The organism is Enterococcus sp. AZ101 (assembly GCF_050499005.1).
Classification (GTDB): Bacteria; Bacillota; Bacilli; order Lactobacillales; family Enterococcaceae; genus Enterococcus_L; species Enterococcus_L ureilyticus.
Map to the genome: position 1 here is coordinate 246,443 of NZ_JBMHEZ010000002.1, position 18,956 is coordinate 265,398.

The window sequence follows — 18,956 nt, forward strand, 5'->3', positions numbered from 1 at the left end:
ATAATACGCCAAGAGAGATTCGAACTCCCGACCGCTCGCTTAGAAGGCGAGTGCTCTATCCAGCTGAGCTATTGGCGCAATATGTTAACGCAACAGAGTTTATTATAATGAACATATAAAATAAAGTCAATCATAAATTTGAAATAACAACTAATTTTTTTGAAAAGTGATTTATAGGACTAAAGCATTAAGTTTTTATTGACTCTCAGTCCTTAATTTGATATAGTATTAATGTTGTAATTGTGGACTCCACAGCTACAACCGCACAGAACAAGTTTTTAAGTAGAACAGTTATGTTGTCACTTGGGATGGCGAGTCTAAGTTTAGAAGAAGGAGGTGCTGTATAGCATGTACGCAATTATCAAAACTGGTGGTAAACAAGTAAAAGTTGAGGTAGGTCAAGCAATTTACGTTGAAAAATTAGACGTAGAAGCTGGCGAAAAAGTTGTTTTTGACGAAGTTATCTTAGTGGGTGGCGAATCTACGAAAGTAGGAGCTCCAACTGTCGCAGGTGCAACTGTCGAAGGAACTGTAGAAAAACACGGCAAACAAAAGAAAGTCGTGACTTTCAAATACAAACCTAAAAAACACACTCACCGCAAACAAGGTCACCGTCAACCATATACAAAAGTTGTAATCAACGCAATCAACGCATAATTCTTTTAAGTTGCATAGGAAAGAAGGCCTATCAATGATTAAAAGTTCTTTTAAACGAAATGACTCAGGTCAAATTGTTTCTTTTGAAGTCTCAGGGCATGCAGAATCAGGTCCATATGGGAGTGATATCGTTTGTGCAGCTGTGTCTGCTTTAACGATCAGTACTGTCAATGGGATCGATGCGCTAGCTGGCTTTGAACCGATTGTTGAAACCAACGAAGATGAAGGTGGTTACCTTTATGTTGAAGTGATTTCAAAGGCCAATCAGGAACAAACCAACATCGCCCAAATTCTCTTGGAAAACCTTTTATTAGGTCTACAAGCAGTCGAGCGAGAAAATCTTGACTTTATTCAAGTCAAAACCATAAATGAAAAATAGGAGGTGCAGACGATGTTATTAAACATGAATTTACAATTATTCGCCCACAAAAAAGGTGGAGGTTCGACTTCCAATGGTCGTGATTCAGAATCTAAACGCCTAGGTGCTAAAAGTGCTGATGGACAAACTGTTACTGGTGGATCAATTTTATACCGTCAACGCGGAACTAAAATTTACCCAGGAGCAAACGTAGGTATTGGCGGAGACGACACTTTATTTGCTAAAGTTGACGGTGTAGTACGTTTCGAACGTAAAGGCCGTGACAAAAAACAAGTGTCTGTTTACCCAGTAGCTCAATAATAATTAATAATGTAGCTGTAATCCTTGTATTAGAAGGGTTACAGTTTTTTTAATGTTGTTATTACTTATTTATTTTTAGAGTTTATGTATGTTTTTAGTTATATATTGTATTGGTTTGCCAATGTTATTAGGTATAATGAAAGTCTTTACCTGAACTTAAAGGTAGCATTAATATTGGTATTTTGTATTTGTATGGCCAGCATTTATGTGGTGGCTTTTTTCTATGGGAGATTATTGATAGAGAATTGATAGGTCTAGAGTGAAATGTTCTAATATACTAGTGTTGTAAGATCTTACGAAATAAATAGTGTTAGGAGGTAGAACATGGTTAGGGTATTAGAAGTTGTAAGCTATACAGAAAGTCTAGTAGGGAAATCAGTTGATGAAGATGGAGCTTATGGCTCGCAATGTATGGATTTAACTGTTCATATTATGAAACGTTACTTCGGTTGGCATCCATACGGAAATGCGATTGAATTAACTTCACAAAATCTCCCAAATAGTTTTTCAAGAGTAAGAGTAACAAGTGCGGACCAGATTAAGACAGGAGATATTTTAATCTGGGGATTAGGAGAGTTCGCTACGTATGGGCATACTGCTATTGCGATTGAAGATGGAAGTTCTAATGGTACTTTTGTTTCGATTGACCAAAATTGGCTCAATCCAAGTCTAACTGTAGGTAGTCCAGCAGCGAGAATTAGACACAATATGCACGGTGTTTGGGGAGTTATTCGACCAAATTATGAACAAGAGAATATGAATGAAACAAAAAAAGGAGAGGTAACTATGCAATGTTTTTACAAGGTTGACAATAAGGCACAAATTTATTATTTTGACGGGCAAAAGGTTAGACGTGTAGGTGCGCCAGATGAAAAAAAAGTTTTGAATGATATTTATAGAGCGAACAATGGTAGAGATATTCCAGAATTTAATTGGAATTCGAGTGGACCGATGTATGCACGATTACTTGCGGTAATTAATCGAGAAACAATTTAAGTATATAAAATAAAGAGAGCACTCATTGAGTGCTCTCTTTATTTGGAATAGGAATGATAGAAAGAAGATTCTTGTAGTTGTAGTGTTGTACAAGAAGATATTATTAACAAAAGAAGAAACCTTGTTTTAAAATACTGATAATAAGAATACAGATACAATTTTTTTGGTAAGAATTATCTCGAAACAGCAGATGTAAAAATCAATAATTTTAAAGTAATAATGATTACTAAAATAGTCAATTACAATTTTTGAAGCGTTTATAAGATAGCCTTTATTGATTATGTTTCAGTCTTTTTTATTGGGTGAATAATGACAGAATAACGAAAGTCTAGATAGACAATTATATACTACAATAAATTTTGTAAGATCTTACAACTAAATTATGTTAGGAGTGAATAAGTATTGGCTAATGAAAATATGCAATTATCGTCTAAAGGACGTAATTTAATTGCTAAGTGGGAAGGGTTACGGTTAACTGCATATCAAGATTCTGTTGGTATCTGGACTATCGGTTATGGGCATACATCTGGTGTTACTCCAGGTATGACAATAACCGAAGATCAAGCTAATTCATTTTTAGATGAAGATGTTAAAAGTCATGTTACAGGTATTTTTCGATTTGTGACAGTACAACTTAATCAAAATCAATTTGATGCTTTAGTAAGTTTTCATTTTAACTTAGGTGCATACATTTTACAAAACTCACAACTGTTAGTTTATATAAATAGCCAACAGTGGCAATTAGCTGCAAGTGAGATGCAAAAATACGTGTATGCTAACGGAAAAATTTTACAAGGACTTGTGGATAGAAGATACGATGAAGCAAATTTATTTTTAGAGTCAAGCGAATCAAAACCAGAACAAACAAAAAAAGGAGAGATAACAATGAACTGTTTTTATAAGATTGACAATAAAGCGCAGATTTACTATTTTGATGGGAAAAAGGTGCGATTAGTAGGGCATCCAGACGAAAAGAAAGTGCTGAATGATATTTATAAGGCGAATAATGGTAAGGATATTCCAGAGTTCAGTTGGAATTCAAGTGGGCCAATGTATGCGCGATTATTAGCGGTGATTAATCGAGACACAATCTAAGAGTACAAACTATTGATAAGAATACTGGATGTTGAGGGTGAAAAGGAGCAGATTTCCAAAATCACACTCAGGAAATAAAAAGGCAATATCATTTTTCTAGTTGTAAGCTAAAAGATAGAGGAAGAAAAATGTGATTTGTGATAAATTTTAAATATAAGAACACCTTGTTAATTTATTTGATTAGCAAAGTGTTCTTATATTAATACAAAAAACGTTTCAGACTTATCTGGGAAATTCTGATTATATAATCAAAAAGATATAACAGAACCATTGAACATTGAAATAAAGACATAAACCATCAAGATTACAATTAAAATCAGCGATAGTATAAGTAGGAAAACAGTTGTTCTTTTTTTCTTTTCCCAACTATAAGTCGTTTTTTTAGACTTACCACCAAAAAATTGAAAATAATGCTAAAAGTAAAACCTACATACATCATTTTTATTCTCCAATCATTTTAGCCTTAATTTATCCCAAAATAGCTGGAAAAAACAAGTATATTGATTTTTAATAGATTGAAAAATTTCATTCGTTCTCTATTTTTTCCTTCTTTAAAAAATATTTTTGGATTTTTCTCTAAAATTAGAAAAATTTAACTTACGAGATTTTTTTATATATGATAGCATAAACTCTGCTACAAAAATCAAAGAGGAGTGTCTATATGCCGCAAAATAAAAAAGAAGGAATATTTTTTACAACGATTGTCTGTTTTTCAATGGTGCTTTCTATGAGTGCCTATAATCTTTTACTACACGGACAATTTTCACTAAGTAATCTATTGGTAGGGCTTGTTCCAGGTTTTATCGTTGCCTTTTTATTCGATGTCTTAGTTGTTGCAACACCTGCTAAAAAAATTGCTTTTGCTCTACCGATCAATAAATCAAAAAAAATTCATATGATCATTGCTGTTTCTAGTTGTATGGTTTTGGGAATGGTCTTTTTTATGTCAATGTATGGTGTTGTCATGCAATTTGGGTTTACACAAAATTTCTTAGGCTATTATATTGGAGGCTTTTTTAGCAATTTAATTATGGCGTTGCCGCTACAATTATTGATTGTCGGTCCGCTTTGCCGCTGGATTTTAAGTAAAAGTCGCCAAAGCAATTGGTTGAAAGAAAAGAATCAAATCAGCGAGTAGGCTTGTTGAAACGAGAAGAAATTGTGGCAAATGTTCTTCTCGTTTTTTCCTTTGTTAAAAAAGGGTATAGCTTTCCAAAAGCACTATAACCTTGTTATAATTAATAGAAACTTGATTAACAGGGGGCCTTCAACGATGGAAATACATGAGCGAATTGTCAGGTTATTAAATTCAAGTACCGTATTTTTGATTTCAACAATTGATAAACGTGATTTTCCAACGGTTATTACTGTTTCTGAACCGCTATGGAGAGAGGGCTTATTGAAGTTACAATTTTATTTAGATGGACATGGTGAAACAGTAAAAAATATTCAATGTAATCAAAACGGATCGGTTTGTTGCTATCAAGAAATTGAACATGAGAGTCTGCTTTTAAAAGGGAAGTTTGCCATTGAGCAGATTGAATCAATGGAAATGATCGAACCTAAATTATCCTCCTATCAAAAAGAATTGAATCATCCAGAACCTGTCTTGGTTACTTTCGAAACTTGGACAGCTAGAATACATATGGATAAGAAAACAAAAGACATTATTGTTTAGCAGTACAGTCAGTCGTTTTTTTGATCATTTATTGTGAAGAGCTGAGAGAATAAACGATCTCCGCTCTTTTTTGTTTTTCAAGGAGAAAAAATATTTTTAAGCAAAAATAATTGTTTTTCGTAATGTCTTAATAAGTGTTCATAAAATCTTCGAGGATTTTTATGTTTGGGTTAAGTTGTGTTGGCTATAGTTAAGTTACATCAATTAGTACAGTTCATAAATGATAAAGGGGGAATGGTAATGTACGCTGTAAAAGTATTACATGGCTATATTGGTAGAGACGGGCAACGTACAAGAGATAAAAAAAGTGTTCGAATCTTTCAAACTAAAAATTATGCAAAAAAATTCGCTGATAAAATTGGCGGTCGAGTAAAGGAACTTGATTAACGTACTAAACTAACAGGAAACGACTACCCCAAAATAATATTATTTTGGGGTAGTCGTTTCCTGTTGATTCTAAATATAAAGATCGAAAACGGCAATTTCAGGGGGCACTCTAAACCGTGCTGGAATTTTTGTCGTTCCCAACCCTGTATTGACATAGAGAGTTGTGTTGTTTGCTAAATCATAAAAGCCAGTGAAATACTTTTCTGCCAACGTATTCTTAATAGTAATAAAAGGGAGCTTGATTTGACCGCCGTGGCTGTGACCCGATAAAATCAATTGAACATTGTGATCAAGAACGTCATCAGCTTTATCTGGCTCATGACTTAGTAGAATAGTATACTCACTTTGACGATCAACTAAAGTGTCATCGATGGATGAATTTCCCAACATGGAATCATCTAAACCGCCGATATAAACTGATTTTTCGTTAGGCAATGAGACATTTAAGCCCGTATTTTCTAGTAGCTGAAAATCTGCAGCTGCTAAAATATCGGGGTAAACGCGAGCCGCACCACCGCCATAATCATGATTGCCCCAAACCGCGTATTTCCCTAGAGGAGCTTTTAAGCGGCTCAAAGCGGCGATTACTTCTTCGGCTGGTCCGTATTTAGCGTAGTTATCGAATAAATCACCTGTAAATACAATGATATCTGGATTTTCATTATTTACTTTTGTTACGATTTTTTCTAGTTGGGTAACAGGATATTTTTCTTGAATATGAATGTCTGAAAGTTGAACAATTTTGACTGGTTTTTTTCCGTCATTATTTCCAATTGTGTAGTTATGTACGACAATCCTTTTTGGTTCTATAAAAAAGGCATAAACGATTATACCGATGATAGCGAACAGAGTTAAATAGATAAAGTATCTTTTCTTCATTCAGTAACCTCACTTTCGCTTTAAACTATAACTGAAATAAATTAAAAAAGAATAAAATTAGCGCTTATACTGGAGAAACTTTAGAATAATTTAGAGGTTGTATGTCTTCGGTGTTTTTCAAAATCATTATTTGTTATAATAAGGAAGAACCTATTTTGGAAAGAAGGATGAAAAAAATGATGGCAAGAGTAAATAAATTAAGAACATTGATGAAAAAAAACGATCTTTCAGGGTTTTTAGTGACAAGTCCGTATAATTTACGTTATTTAACGAATTTCACAGGAACAACTGGATTAGCCGTTATCACGTTGGACAAAGCTTTTTTTATAACGGATTTTCGTTATACTGAACAAGCAGCAGAGCAAGCACAAGGGTTTGAAATCATTCAAAATTCTGGTCCGATTTATGATGAAGTTGTGGCTATCGCAGAAAAAGAACAATTGGCTAATTTGGCATTTGAAGAAACGTTTGTTAGTTTTGCAGAATATAGCTTATTGGAAGAAATTACACCGTGTGATTTAATTCCAGTAGCAGGCTTGATCGAAGAGCTTCGTGAAGTTAAAGATGAAGAAGAAATTGCGATTATTGAAAAGGCGTGCAGCATTGCAGATATGGGCTTTAAGCACATTTTGACGGTAATCAAACCAGGTATGACGGAAATTGAAATTGCCAACCAATTAGATTTTTATATGCGTTCTTTAGGTGCTTCGGGCGTATCTTTTGAAACAATCGTTGCAAGCGGTGTTCGTTCAGCAATGCCTCATGGCGTTGCGAGTCAAAAGGTTATCGAAAAAGGGGATTTGATCACACTAGATTTTGGCTGTTATTATGAAGGCTATGTTTCAGATATGACTAGAACCTTTGCAATTGGGGAACCAGATAGCAAATTAAAAGACATCTACCAAATTGTTTTAGAAGCACAATTAAAAGTATTAGATGAGGCAAAACCTGGCTTAACAGGTATTCAATTGGATGCGATTGCTCGTGATCATATCGTTTCTTATGGCTACGGTGAGGCATTTGGTCATAGTACAGGTCACGGGATTGGTTTAGAAATCCACGAAGGACCAAATGTTTCCTTTAGAGCAGATCAACAATTTGTTCCTGGAAATGTAATTACGGATGAACCAGGAATTTATCTGCCTGGCCTTGGAGGTGTTAGAATCGAGGACGATTTATTGATTACTAAAGATGGGAATCGAGTACTGACACATTCCCCTAAAGAATTGATTATATTATAAAAATGAGCATACTCATAAGAAAAAAACAGTAGATTTCTGGAGTGACCCTTTATTTTAAGCTCAAACCGTTTTTGACTCATTTTCTCATAGTTTTTTTGGTAGCGAAACGAGTGAATTAATGATAAACTATGGAAGAATGGAAACATTAGATAGGTAAATGGATAGAAGCTTTGATGATTTAAAAAGTTTCTTGTCATAACTGAATGTCAATTACGTTTGTGTGTTTATCTAGCTACGCTTTTATTATAAGGAGGATTAAAATGACTGACGAAAAAAATCTAGTGATCAATACAAAAGATTCTTTAGGCGAAATCGTGATTGCGCCGGAAGTAATTGAAGTCATTATTGGTATTGCAGCATCTAAAATTGATGGTGTATATGGCATGCGAGGAACATTTGCTAATAATGTAACAGAATTTTTAGGCCGTGCCGCTCACGGTAAAGGCGTTTATTTAAGAGCTGAAGAAGAAGGATTAAAAGTCGATATTTATTGTTACTTAAATTATGGCATCTCTGTCCCTAAAGTAGCATTAGAGATGCAAGATCGTGTGAAACAACAGGTATTATTCATGACGGATATCGATTTAGTAGAAGTGAATATTCATGTCGTCGCTGTTGTTCCTGAAAAGCTTCCTGAACCAGATTTTGATGAATTATTCCCGGAAGATGAGGGCGAAAATGAGTAAGCCAAGTTTTACTCGTCGAGAGATTCGTGAAAAAGCGCTTCAAGCGTTATTTCCTTTAGATTTTAATGTTGACTTAACAAAACAAGATGCAATTTCTTATGCATTAGAGTTAGATAATCAAGAAATCATTAGTGAAGACGGAGAAGAATTTGTTCCAACTTACTTAGATTTATTGGTAGGTGGCGTTTGTGATCGAAAGGCAGAACTTGACGAGGTTATCAAAAAACATTTAGGGAACAATTGGTCAATCACCCGTATTGCTAAAATGGATCTGATCATTTTACGGATAGCAATTTTTGAAATGCTTTATGTGGGAGATGTTCCTAACACAGTCGCTTTAGACGAAGCAATTGAATTAGCGAAAAAATATAGTGACGACCGTTCAAGAAAATTTGTTAATGGTGTCTTATCGAATGTAATGAAAGAAATTGATTCAAAGTAGAAATACTTTGAATCTTTTTTGTTGTGAATCACTACGACTGGCTTAGCCAGAGTAGATGATGAACAATACTTGGCGACCGAAGGGAGAGAAGTGACCTTACTAGAGAATCACTAAGAGTTAAAACTCTAAGAATTGAAGGATTACGACTGGCTTAGCCAGAGTAGATGATGAACAATACAAGGCGTGCAAAGGGAGAGAAGTGACCTTACTAGAGAATCACTAAGAGTTAAAACTCTAAGAATTGAAGGATTACGACTGGCTTAGCCAGAGTAGATGATGAACAATACAAGGCGTGCAAAGGGAGAGAAGTGACCTTACTAGAGAATCACTAAGAGTTAAAACTCTAAGAATTGAAGGATTACGACTGGCTTAGCCAGAGTAGATGATGAACAATACAAGGCGTGCAAAGGGAGAGAAGTGACCTTACTAGAGAACCACTAAGAGTTAAAACTCTAAGAATTGAAGGATTACGACTGGCTTAGCCAGAGTAGATGATGAACAATACAAGGCGTGCAAAGGGAGAGAAGTGACCTTACTAGAGAACCACTAAGAGTTAAAACTCTAAGAATTGAAGGATTACGACTGGCTTAGCCAGAGTAGATGATGAACAATACAAGGCGTGTAAAGGGAGAGAAGTTTCATTGATATACAATTCAAGGAGATAGACAGTATAGAGTGTTAAGACTAGCAGAATTATGCTAAAATAAAAGAATATAATCAAAAAATGAGGAGTGATCTTATGGGAGAGTTAATCAACGGCCGCGAATTAGCAGATAAAATGCAAGCACAAATCAAAGAAGAAGTGCAAGACCTTGAAAAAAAAGGCATTCATCCTGGGTTAGTTGTATTATTAGTTGGTGAAAATCAGGCAAGTCAAACCTATGTGAAAAACAAAGATTTGGCTGCTGCTAAAATCGGTATTCGCTCGAAAATCGAACGTTTGCCGGAAACTATTTCAGAAGTAGAGCTACTTTCTGTAATCGAACAGTACAATCAAGATTCAAATTACCATGGTATATTGGTTCAGTTGCCGCTACCAAAGCATATTGATGAAGAAAAAGTTTTGTTAGCTGTTGATCCTAACAAAGATGTCGATGGTTTCCATCCAATGAATATGGGGCATTTATTCATTGGTGAGCCGACGATGATCCCTTGTACTCCTTATGGCATTATGAAGATGTTTGAAGCCTATAATATTGACCTAGAAGGAAAACGTGCAGTTGTGATTGGTCGCAGTAATATCGTGGGTAAGCCAATGGCTCAATTAATGATGATGAAAAACGCGACGGTAACGATTGCCCATTCAAGGACCGTTGATCTACCAGCAGTAGCAAAAGAGGCGGATATCTTAGTTGTTGCAATTGGTCGGGGGCATTTTGTGACAAAAGAATTTGTCAAACCAGGTGCAGTCGTGATCGATGTTGGCATGAATCGAGATGAAAATGGCAAACTGATCGGGGATGTAAAATTCGACGAAGTTTCAGAAGTTGCGAGCTTTATCACACCAGTACCAAAAGGTGTGGGTCCGATGACCATCACGATGTTAATGTATCAAACAGTTGAAGCCGCTAAAAAACAAAAGTAAGGTGAGAAGATGGAACAGCAGTATTTAACAGTCATAGCTTTAACCAAATATTTGAAACGTAAATTCGATGCTGATCCATATTTAGAACGGGTTTATTTAACAGGCGAAATTTCCAATTTTCGTCTGCGCCCAAATGCACATCAATATTTTAGTATAAAAGATGATGGTGCTAAGATTTCTGCGATCATGTTTAAATCTGCTTTTCAAAAACTAAAGTTTCAACCAAAAGAAGGGATGAAAGTCTTATTGGTTGGTCGGGTTTCACTATATGAAAGCGGGGGCTCTTATCAAATTTATGTCGAGCATATGGAGCCGGATGGTGTGGGAGCTTTATATCAAGCTTTAGCTGAGTTGCGTGAAAAATTAGGCAAAGAAGGTTTGTTTGAAGGACCTAAAAAGCTATTACCTCGATATCCTAAGCGGATTGCAGTGGTTACTAGTCCAAGCGGCGCAGTGATTCGAGATATTATTACGACAGTCAAACGAAGATATCCGATCGCTCAATTGGTCTTATTTCCAACACTTGTTCAAGGAGATCAAGCGGCTGATGATATTGTTCGTAATATTCAACGCATTGAAGAACTTGGGACATTTGATACAATGATCATTGGACGTGGTGGTGGCTCGATCGAGGATCTGTGGCCTTTTAACGAAGAAAAAGTTGCTAGAGCCATTTATCAAGCAAACACACCGATCACTTCTTCAGTGGGACATGAAACGGATGTGACGATTGCCGATATGGTAGCAGACGTCAGAGCCGCAACGCCAACGGCTGCAGCTGAGTTGGCTGTCCCTGTTTTAAATGAAGAATTGCTAAGGATCAAGGAACGACAAACGCGTTTAGAGCAAAGCTTCCTTTATCAACTACAACAAAAAAACGAGCGTTACCAACGATTGAAAAACTCCTATGTATTTAAACAGCCTGAGCGTTTATATGAAGGTCAAACGATTAAATTAGATCGAATCAATCAAAGACTGTTTCAATCGATGGAAACGATTTACCATCAAAAGCAACGAACAGCACAGGAAATCATTGCACAATTTAGACAACAAACACCGCTTGGACAAATTAGAGAAGGACAGCAGCAACTAAGTTTTTTGGCTAAATCACTTCATGACCGAATGGATCAATACATGAAAGACAGACAAAAACAATTTACTTCTGCTGTTCAGCAACTTGATTTGTTAAGCCCGTTAAAAATCATGGGCCGCGGTTACAGTTATACGACCAAAGATCAACAAGTGATCAAGTCGGTCAATGAATTACAAGTAAAAGAAAAAATCCAAATCCATTATGTCGATGGATTAGTAGATACGGTGATTGAGAAAATAACACCAGTTGAAGAGGAGTAGAAAGATGGCCAAAGAAAAAGCAGTCGAAAAAACATTTGAAGAATCATTAGCTGAATTAGAAGAAATCGTTCAGCGTTTAGAACGTGGTGATGTTCCTCTAGAAGAAGCCCTATCAGCCTTTCAAGAAGGGATGGTTTTAAGCAAACAATGCCAAGATACCTTGGAAAAAGCAGAAAAGACATTGACGAAAGTTATGACGGCAAACGATGAAGAAGTCGCTTTTGAAGAAAGTGAGGAAAATTGATGGAAGATTTCAATGATTTTCGTGAGCAGAGTCTACCGCTTATAGAAAAAGAAATGGAAAATTTTATCAATGACTACACGACAAATAACCAACTAAAAGAAGCAATGTTGTATTCGATTCGTGCAGGAGGCAAGCGATTTCGTCCACTTCTAGTATTAGCTGTGCTTCAGGCTTTTAACAAAGAAGTGCAAACACATGACTATCAAGTAGCGGCAGCCTTAGAAATGATTCACACATATTCCTTGATTCATGATGATCTACCTGCAATGGATGATGATGATTTAAGACGCGGTAAGCCAACAAATCATAAAGTATTTGGAGAAGCGCAGGCAATACTAGCTGGCGATGGTTTACTGACCGCAGCATTTCAATTAATAGCTATCAGCCAAATTGAGTCAGATCAAAAGATCTTGCTGATTCAATTATTAAGTAAGGCGGCTGGTACCCAGGGAATGGTCGCAGGCCAAGCAGGAGATTTACAAGGTGAAAATCAATCGCTCTCTTTGAGTGAATTAGTAGATATCCATGAAAAGAAAACAGGGGCTTTGATTGAATTTGCACTTTTGGCAGGCGGTATTTTAGCTGAGCAACCAGAAGAGATCGTTCTTTTATTAGGCACATTTGCCCAACATTTAGGGTTAGCGTTTCAGATCAAAGATGATTTATTGGATGCGACTAGTTCAGAAGAAGCGTTAGGAAAACAGGTTGGACGTGACGAAGCGTTACACAAAAGTACCTATCCAAGCCTACTGGGTTTAACGGGTGCTAAAGAAGCGCTAGAGGAACAATTGGTTTTTGCCAGTACGGTTCTAGAGACAATAAAGCAAACTAGCTGTGAGTTTCATTCGGAATTATTACAAGAATTAGTCGAACAATTGCGATTATGATAGAAAGAAGGCCCTTATGAAAAAAGAGCGCGTAGATATTTTAGCGTTTACTCAAGGATTATTTGAGACAAGAGAAAAAGCCAAACGAGCAGTGATGGCTGGATTAGTTTATAATGACAAGAATGAACGGTTGGATAAACCAGGTGAGAAAATCTTGATTGAAACGTCACTTCAGGTAAAAGGACAAACATTACCTTATGTGTCGCGTGGCGGTTTGAAATTGAAAAAAGCTTTAGACGTATTTGGTCTAGATGTTGCTGGGAAAACCATGTTAGACATCGGTTCTTCAACTGGCGGATTTACGGATGTCGCTTTGCAAAATGGTGCGCGTTTAAGTTATGCGTTAGATGTGGGTTACAATCAGTTAGCTTGGAAGATTCGTCAGGATGAACGTGTAGTAGTCATGGAACGAACGAATTTTCGTTACAGTACACCAGAAGATTTTCAAGAAGGTGTTCCAGATATCGCTACGATTGATGTATCATTTATTTCACTAAAACTAATCTTACCTCCACTGCACAACATTTTAAAACCTGGTGGGAAAGTTGTCGCCTTGATCAAGCCGCAATTTGAAGCCGGAAAAGAATTGGTTGGTAAAAAAGGAATCGTTCGAGAACCAGAAACCCATAAATTTGTGTTGAATGAGATTCTTACATTTGCACAAGAGCATGGTTATTCAATTGGCGGCTTAGATTTTTCTCCTATTACAGGCGGAGAAGGAAATATAGAATTTTTGGCTTACTTGACGTCTGTAGAAGGTCAAGGTAGTCTTGAAGCTACAGTAGACATAGATGAAACTGTAGCAACTGCACACCAACAATTAAAAAAATAGAAAAAAACAAGTACCAGTATACACTGAATAATCGTCGTGTACGCTAGTGCTTGTTTTGTTTGTGCTTAAACAGTTGCTGTTATATCCGTATCTTTGACATGTTTTTTATACTCATGTGCTTGTTCTGATTTGTCATGAAGAGGATTCCAGACTTGAGCAAAAAATGGACTATGTTTAGCTAATTCATGATAATTCCAGCTTGTTCGCTCACATTCATCACACCAATGTCCACCTTCTAAAATCAGACGAGGGCTGGCAGAAAATGTATGCCCCTTATGACAGACGAAAGCCAATTGAGTCGTCCAATCGCCTGTGGTCATTGTTTCTGAAAGACAAGTGCCACCTCTAAAGTGAGCCGCTTGTTGCAAGTCGTTGATGGTTAATTCTGCTTCTGGTTTTGCTTCGTCATAGCCGTGATCCAATACAATCGCATCGCCATCTGGGCGATAAAGAATAAAGCGATCCCAGCCAGGAATCTTAGCCCACTGTTCTTTTGAAATGAAGAAAGGATTTAGTTGTTCATCTTGATTGTGAATAAGCCAATGTAAGGTACCAGTATCAGTTAAAGCAACTTGCTCATTCCCTTGCTTGATCATAGCCGCAATCTGTTGACTCGTCATAACAGGTGCATTTTCCGGCGCTTGTTCACGCATCACTTGCCCATAATAACGAACAAAATCTTCTGTTGTTTGCGAACGGAAATGAAGAAAATCATTTAATTTATCTGAATCTAAATACCATTGACCGTGGAAATTATGTGTAGCGTACCAATTTGGCTCGCACACGTCTTTAAACTGTTCAACACCGATTTCCTTCATCATAGCAGCCATTAATTCATAATTTGTGTTTCGACAGTCTTCACCTCCGCCGATATTGTACACATGTCCCCAGAAATCACTATCGACCCACTCCTCGCAAGCATTGGCGCACAGCACACCAGAATCCTGATCGGTCACCCATTCAAGAACATTATTTAACGGTTGATGAAAAGCGATCCCTTCATTTAAGCTGAATTCTTTGATCGACATGATGCCAGTCTGACGTAAAGACACCCAATGTTTGATGCCAGATTCAATAACTGCACGTTCAGCTGCGATTTTTGATACAGCATAATAATCATGAACACTGGGTTTTAGAGGGTCCCCGATGCGTCCCCAATGAATAGGTGCTGTTCGATCACCAGTTTCTGCTACGGTCCCGATATTGACCAACTTAATCTCCTCTTTGTTGGGTTGAGCTAAAATCGCTTTGATTAAATTTAGAGTACCGCCATAATTGATTTTCATTGCATCGGCAGGATAACGATCAGCTGCAGGAGAGACAAATGCAGCACAATGAATCACAAAGTCACAGCCAGTGACACATTGAAGGACATCGTCATAATTTACAAGATCCCCCCAGTAGATTTCTAGGCTAGAATTATTCTTGTACTGTTCCATAAATGTTCGATTTTTTTCTGAATCTCTTGCTAAAGTAACCACTTGAAATCGATCAGATCGATTTAAGAGCTGCTTCATTGTTTCGCCGCCCATCGTACCTGTTGTACCAGTAACAAACACTCTTTTTTTATTCATATAAACTCTCTTCCTTTCTTTGATGTAGTTGTAATGTTAGCGCTTTCTTGTTCGATTTGTCAATAGTAGATGACTTTTTTTGAATAGGATTAAGTATTTCTTTAGATGAAAAAACAAGTATTCAATAGATAACATGAACTAGATCGTAGCTAAAGACTTGCATATTCCCATGGATTCTTAGCTTTTACACTTTCAAAATGAATAAAAATACGCTATGATAAAATGGAAATGAAACGAAAAAGGGGTCAATTATTTATGAGGAAAAAGGATCGGCATCGTTTGATTACTCGTTTATTAGCTGATAAAAATATTCAGAAACAAGAAGATTTTGTTATATATCTAGAAGAAAAAGGAATAGAGGTCACTCAGGCAACAATTTCTCGTGATATTAAAGAAATGAAGTTGATCAAAGTTCCTTCAATCGATGGTGGTTATCGTTACAGTATTCCCGCTGAAACAAAAGAAGATACGTCGGTAAAATTAGAAAAATTATTAAAAGATGCATTTGTTTCAGTTGACCAGATGGAAAAGCAGGTTATTTTGCGTACTATACCAGGGAATGCTGCGGCTGCTTCCAATTTAATAGAAAAGCATTATAAAGAGATTGTTTTTGCCACACTCAATGACGATGATGGTGTTTTGATCATTGCACGCACTGAAAAAGATGCTGAATTTTTAAAAAATGAATTTTTCCGATATCTATAAAATCGAGGTGAATAGAAATGCTGCAAGAACTTTCTGTAAAGAATTTTGCGATCATATCCTCTTTACAATTAGAATTCCAGATGGGAATGACTGTCTTAACAGGTGAAACGGGTGCAGGTAAATCAATTATTATCGATGCCATGAGCTTGTTGACTGGGGGAAGAGGATCAAGCGATTATATCCGTCAGGGTGCTTCAAAATGTACATTAGAAGGTTTGTTTACAATGCCTAAAAATCAAGAATTGTATAACCTTTTACATGAGCTAGGCATCGAAATGGATGAAGAATCGATCGTGATCCAACGCGATATTTCAACTTCTGGTAAAAATGTTTGCCGCGTCAATGGTCGGATCATCAATATCGCCAATTTACGTAAGGTCGGTGAATTTTTAGTTGATATCCATGGTCAAAATGAGCATCAAGAATTGATGCAAAGTGAGAAACATTTGGGTATGTTGGATGATTTTGGCGGTAAAGAGTTGCTTAAAATAAAAGAACGATATGAAGAGTTGTATTCTGAATACCGTATGATCGAAAAAAAAGTTAGAAATCGTCAAAAAAACGAAAAAGAATTTGCACAGCGGATGGATATGCTACAGTTTCAAAGCGATGAGATTGCTAGCGCAGAACTTGTCTTAGGTGAAGAAGAACAATTGATCGAAGAACGAAATAAGTTAGGGAATTTCCAAAAAATCGCAGATGCATTAGCAACAAGCTATGAAGCCGTTAATGGAGAGTCTGAAAGTAGTCTGGATAAAATTGGCTATGCAATGAATGAACTATCGTCGATTGAAACACTTGATCCAGAATACAAAGCAATCTCAGAAGCATTTCAAAATAGTTATTATCTGCTGCAAGAAGCAAGCGGCGACTTGTCGCGGCATATCGATAGTTTAGAACTGGATGAAAACCGCTTGAATGAAGTTGAAACCAGATTAGAACTGATTCGGCAGATGAAAAGAAAATACGGTGAATCGATCGAGTCGATTCTTGATTACTATCAAGAAATCACGCGTGAGTTGGCGGATGCTGATTTTCTAGAAGGTCGTACGGGTGAATTGGAATCATTACTGGTTGAAAAGAGAAATCAGGTGATTGAAAATGGCTTGAAGTTGAGAACGATCAGAAAAAAAATTGCCAAAAAATTAGAAAAAAATATTTTGCGAGAATTAAAAGAATTATATATGGAAAGAACGGTCTTTGATATTCGCTTTACAGAATTGGCCGAAGAACAAATCACAGAAGAAGGGTTGGACCAAGTTGAATTTTATATTACGACGAATCCAGGTGAACCATTAAAACCTCTAGTTAGAGTAGCTTCAGGTGGAGAGCTTTCTCGTGTGATGTTGGCATTAAAAACTATTTTTTCTAAATCTCAAGGAATCACTAGCATCGTTTTTGACGAGGTAGATACAGGTGTGAGCGGACGCGTTGCCCAAGCAATTGCCGATAAAATCTATCAAATCTCTGAAAATTCACAAGTTTTATGTATCACCCATCTTCCGCAGGTTGCAGCTGTTGCGGACTACCAGTATTTTATTGAAAAGGAAATTATTGGTGAGCGGACTGAAACGAAAGTTCGTAGATTAAATCAAGATGAACGTGTGGCAGAGATAGCCCGCATGCTTTCTGGCAGTGAAATCACTAAACTAACCACAGAACATGCTAAAGAATTACTGAATATGGCTGGAAATGAGCGGAAAAGTCGTTAAAAAACTTTTTGAATACAGTAAAAAATGGAGAAGAACAGACGATGCTTTACATCATGTTCTTCTCCTAATTGTTTATTTAGTTGATTATCCTAAACTCATTACAGCAGTCAAAATTGTTGAGCCAGCAATGGCAATCAGCATCAACCAAACAACGATTTTTGTGACTTTAGAAAATGTACTTGTCTTTTTATCGTTCATTGATCATACACATCCTTATTCTTTACTTCCTACAGTTTACATCCTTTTGTTAAAATCAGCAACTAGAAATTTTACAAAAGGTTTCGTTTCTTTAGCCTGTGGATAACGAAAACGCAAGTCGCTGTGGTTATGATAAAAATCCAAAAAAAGGCATCTTCACGATTTGCAAAAGGGAGTTTAACATTCATTCCAAAAATTCCCCCGATGATCGTTGGGATCGTTAAGACAATTGTCAAAGAAGTCAAAATCTTCATGACATTATTTAGATTGTTGGAAACGATAGCTGAAAAAGTGTCACTGATTTTATCTACAAGTTTTAATTGGATCTTCGTTGTTGTGGCCGCTTGTTTCGTTTCGACAAGAATATCATGGAGGCGTGGTAAATGTGCTCTGGGATCTTTGAAAAGACTGGCACTATAAAGCATATTTAACACGTCAAGATTGGAATTGATCGCCGATTCGAAATAGACTAAACTTTTTTGGATATCCATGATTTGATAAAGCTGGCTATTTTCTGTAGAGACTTTTAGTTCGCCTTCTAATTTATTCGTTTCTTTAATCAACTCTTTTAAAAAACGATTATAGCAAGTTGAAATCTGCCAAGATAAATATAAAATAAGTGTCTCTTGAATTGGTAATTCAATTGTTGGAACTTCTGTAGAAAGAGCCTTTTTTATAAAATCAGCAGAATTGTTGATCACTGTAATTACTTTTCCATCAGTCGTTAAAATGACTGCAAACGGAAAGGTATTTAACTGAGTATACCCGCTGGGGCTAATTGTTGCATGGGGATACTGAATCAACATCAGGGCAGGTTCTTCCAGTACATTTTGATGAAGACCTTCAAAACGAGAATTTTCGTCATCATCTAGTACACCTGTGATATAATCTTTAGGGAGCTTGTAAGTCGTGACTAAGTGATCGATTTCTTCTTCAGTAGGCTTTTCAACAGCAAGCCAAACTGTATCCTCTGTATCGGTTCTCGATGGAGTGAAACGTCTATTTTCTATTTTCAAATAATTGATCAAAGTGCCACCTCATTTTTTCAAATCTATTTTCCTCCATTATAATAGACTTGACCTGTTTTTGGCGAATAAAGGCCCTAGAAATTAGTATTATTTAGGCA

Annotated in this window: 22 protein-coding genes, 1 tRNA gene and 1 other annotated feature; of the genes, 18 read left to right on the forward strand and 5 right to left on the reverse strand. The window is 36.5% G+C overall.

Annotated elements, in window-relative coordinates; genetic code table 11:
- Nucleotides 1-4 precede the first annotated feature (4 nt).
- A tRNA-Arg gene (locus IGJ50_RS10475) sits at nt 5-78 on the reverse strand.
- A gap of 171 nt (nt 79-249) precedes the next feature.
- Nucleotides 250-329, forward strand: a sequence feature (ribosomal protein L21 leader region).
- A gap of 19 nt (nt 330-348) precedes the next feature.
- Between IGJ50_RS10475 and rplU the strand changes: the two genes are divergently transcribed.
- The 8 genes from rplU to IGJ50_RS10515 all read left to right on the forward strand — a co-directional run bounded on the left by rplU (nt 349) and on the right by IGJ50_RS10515 (nt 5,492).
- Nucleotides 349-657 carry a 50S ribosomal protein L21 gene (rplU, locus tag IGJ50_RS10480; RefSeq protein WP_010762829.1) on the forward strand — a complete coding sequence of 103 codons (309 nt, stop codon included), beginning with the start codon at nt 349-351 and terminating at the stop codon, nt 655-657.
- 34 nt (nt 658-691) lie between these two features.
- Nucleotides 692-1,036 carry a ribosomal-processing cysteine protease Prp gene (locus IGJ50_RS10485; RefSeq protein WP_429950281.1) on the forward strand — a complete coding sequence of 115 codons (345 nt, stop codon included), beginning with the start codon at nt 692-694 and terminating at the stop codon, nt 1,034-1,036.
- A 12-nt stretch (nt 1,037-1,048) separates the two neighbouring features.
- The gene (gene rpmA / locus IGJ50_RS10490; RefSeq protein ID WP_010762831.1) at nt 1,049-1,336 is read left to right on the forward strand and encodes a 50S ribosomal protein L27; all 288 of its coding nucleotides are present in this window, start codon (nt 1,049-1,051) and stop codon (nt 1,334-1,336) included.
- Between the two features lie 324 nt (nt 1,337-1,660).
- The gene (locus tag IGJ50_RS10495; RefSeq protein ID WP_429950283.1) at nt 1,661-2,332 is read left to right on the forward strand and encodes a CHAP domain-containing protein; all 672 of its coding nucleotides are present in this window, start codon (nt 1,661-1,663) and stop codon (nt 2,330-2,332) included.
- Between the two features lie 402 nt (nt 2,333-2,734).
- The gene (locus tag IGJ50_RS10500; protein ID WP_429950284.1) at nt 2,735-3,427 is read left to right on the forward strand and encodes a lysozyme; all 693 of its coding nucleotides are present in this window, start codon (nt 2,735-2,737) and stop codon (nt 3,425-3,427) included.
- Between the two features lie 661 nt (nt 3,428-4,088).
- A complete protein-coding gene (locus IGJ50_RS10505) occupies nt 4,089-4,565 on the forward strand; it encodes a DUF2798 domain-containing protein (RefSeq protein ID WP_069639266.1) in 477 nt (158 codons plus the stop codon).
- Between the two features lie 135 nt (nt 4,566-4,700).
- Nucleotides 4,701-5,105 carry a hypothetical protein gene (locus tag IGJ50_RS10510; protein WP_069639265.1) on the forward strand — a complete coding sequence of 135 codons (405 nt, stop codon included), beginning with the start codon at nt 4,701-4,703 and terminating at the stop codon, nt 5,103-5,105.
- 240 nt (nt 5,106-5,345) lie between these two features.
- A complete protein-coding gene (locus IGJ50_RS10515) occupies nt 5,346-5,492 on the forward strand; it encodes a hypothetical protein (RefSeq protein ID WP_167351662.1) in 147 nt (48 codons plus the stop codon).
- 69 nt (nt 5,493-5,561) lie between these two features.
- Here IGJ50_RS10515 and IGJ50_RS10520 read toward each other — a convergent pair whose 3' ends face one another.
- Nucleotides 5,562-6,371 (reverse strand): metallophosphoesterase, encoded by an 810-nt coding sequence (locus IGJ50_RS10520; protein ID WP_429950286.1) that lies wholly within the window; start codon nt 6,369-6,371, stop codon nt 5,562-5,564.
- A 176-nt stretch (nt 6,372-6,547) separates the two neighbouring features.
- On the opposite strand from IGJ50_RS10520, the gene IGJ50_RS10525 reads away from it, so the two are divergent.
- The 8 genes from IGJ50_RS10525 (at nt 6,548) to IGJ50_RS10560 (ending at nt 13,641) form a co-directional block, all read left to right on the forward strand.
- Nucleotides 6,548-7,612: a M24 family metallopeptidase gene (locus tag IGJ50_RS10525; protein WP_069639352.1), complete on the forward strand. Its 1,065-nt coding sequence runs from the start codon at nt 6,548-6,550 to the stop codon at nt 7,610-7,612.
- A 260-nt stretch (nt 7,613-7,872) separates the two neighbouring features.
- Complete coding sequence (locus IGJ50_RS10530; RefSeq protein ID WP_069639263.1) at nt 7,873-8,298, forward strand: Asp23/Gls24 family envelope stress response protein; 426 nt, start codon at nt 7,873-7,875, stop codon at nt 8,296-8,298.
- On the forward strand, nt 8,291-8,740 hold the full coding sequence (gene nusB, locus IGJ50_RS10535; protein ID WP_069639262.1) for a transcription antitermination factor NusB: 450 nt from the start codon (nt 8,291-8,293) through the stop codon (nt 8,738-8,740). The genes IGJ50_RS10530 and nusB overlap by 8 nt, the downstream gene beginning before the upstream one ends.
- 739 nt (nt 8,741-9,479) lie before the next feature.
- On the forward strand, nt 9,480-10,325 hold the full coding sequence (locus tag IGJ50_RS10540; RefSeq protein ID WP_069639261.1) for a bifunctional methylenetetrahydrofolate dehydrogenase/methenyltetrahydrofolate cyclohydrolase: 846 nt from the start codon (nt 9,480-9,482) through the stop codon (nt 10,323-10,325).
- A gap of 9 nt (nt 10,326-10,334) precedes the next feature.
- Nucleotides 10,335-11,678 carry an exodeoxyribonuclease VII large subunit gene (xseA, locus tag IGJ50_RS10545; RefSeq protein WP_429950287.1) on the forward strand — a complete coding sequence of 448 codons (1,344 nt, stop codon included), beginning with the start codon at nt 10,335-10,337 and terminating at the stop codon, nt 11,676-11,678.
- Nucleotides 11,679-11,682: 4 nt separating this feature from the next.
- On the forward strand, nt 11,683-11,922 hold the full coding sequence (locus IGJ50_RS10550) for an exodeoxyribonuclease VII small subunit (protein WP_069639259.1): 240 nt from the start codon (nt 11,683-11,685) through the stop codon (nt 11,920-11,922).
- Nucleotides 11,922-12,809, forward strand: coding sequence for a polyprenyl synthetase family protein (locus IGJ50_RS10555; protein ID WP_069639258.1), 888 nt, complete (start codon nt 11,922-11,924; stop codon nt 12,807-12,809). Before IGJ50_RS10550 ends, IGJ50_RS10555 begins: the two co-directional genes overlap by 1 nt.
- Before the next feature lie 16 nt (nt 12,810-12,825).
- Nucleotides 12,826-13,641, forward strand: a complete 816-nt coding sequence (locus IGJ50_RS10560; RefSeq protein WP_429950288.1) for a TlyA family RNA methyltransferase — start codon at nt 12,826-12,828, stop codon at nt 13,639-13,641.
- A 65-nt stretch (nt 13,642-13,706) separates the two neighbouring features.
- On the opposite strand, the gene IGJ50_RS10565 is transcribed toward IGJ50_RS10560, so the two are convergent.
- Nucleotides 13,707-15,215: an NAD-dependent epimerase/dehydratase family protein gene (locus IGJ50_RS10565; protein ID WP_429950290.1), complete on the reverse strand. Its 1,509-nt coding sequence runs from the start codon at nt 15,213-15,215 to the stop codon at nt 13,707-13,709.
- A 255-nt stretch (nt 15,216-15,470) separates the two neighbouring features.
- Between IGJ50_RS10565 and IGJ50_RS10570 the strand changes: the two genes are divergently transcribed.
- Together IGJ50_RS10570 and recN are read left to right on the forward strand one after the other, a co-directional pair.
- Nucleotides 15,471-15,920 (forward strand): arginine repressor, encoded by a 450-nt coding sequence (locus IGJ50_RS10570; RefSeq protein WP_069639255.1) that lies wholly within the window; start codon nt 15,471-15,473, stop codon nt 15,918-15,920.
- 17 nt (nt 15,921-15,937) lie between these two features.
- Nucleotides 15,938-17,632 carry a DNA repair protein RecN gene (gene recN, locus IGJ50_RS10575; RefSeq protein ID WP_429950292.1) on the forward strand — a complete coding sequence of 565 codons (1,695 nt, stop codon included), beginning with the start codon at nt 15,938-15,940 and terminating at the stop codon, nt 17,630-17,632.
- A gap of 84 nt (nt 17,633-17,716) precedes the next feature.
- On the opposite strand, the gene IGJ50_RS10580 is transcribed toward recN, so the two are convergent.
- Nucleotides 17,717-17,830, reverse strand: coding sequence for a DUF4044 domain-containing protein (locus IGJ50_RS10580; RefSeq protein WP_083244299.1), 114 nt, complete (start codon nt 17,828-17,830; stop codon nt 17,717-17,719).
- A gap of 71 nt (nt 17,831-17,901) precedes the next feature.
- Complete coding sequence (locus IGJ50_RS10585) at nt 17,902-18,858, reverse strand: magnesium transporter CorA family protein (RefSeq protein WP_429950293.1); 957 nt, start codon at nt 18,856-18,858, stop codon at nt 17,902-17,904.
- Nucleotides 18,859-18,956: the final 98 nt, after the last annotated feature.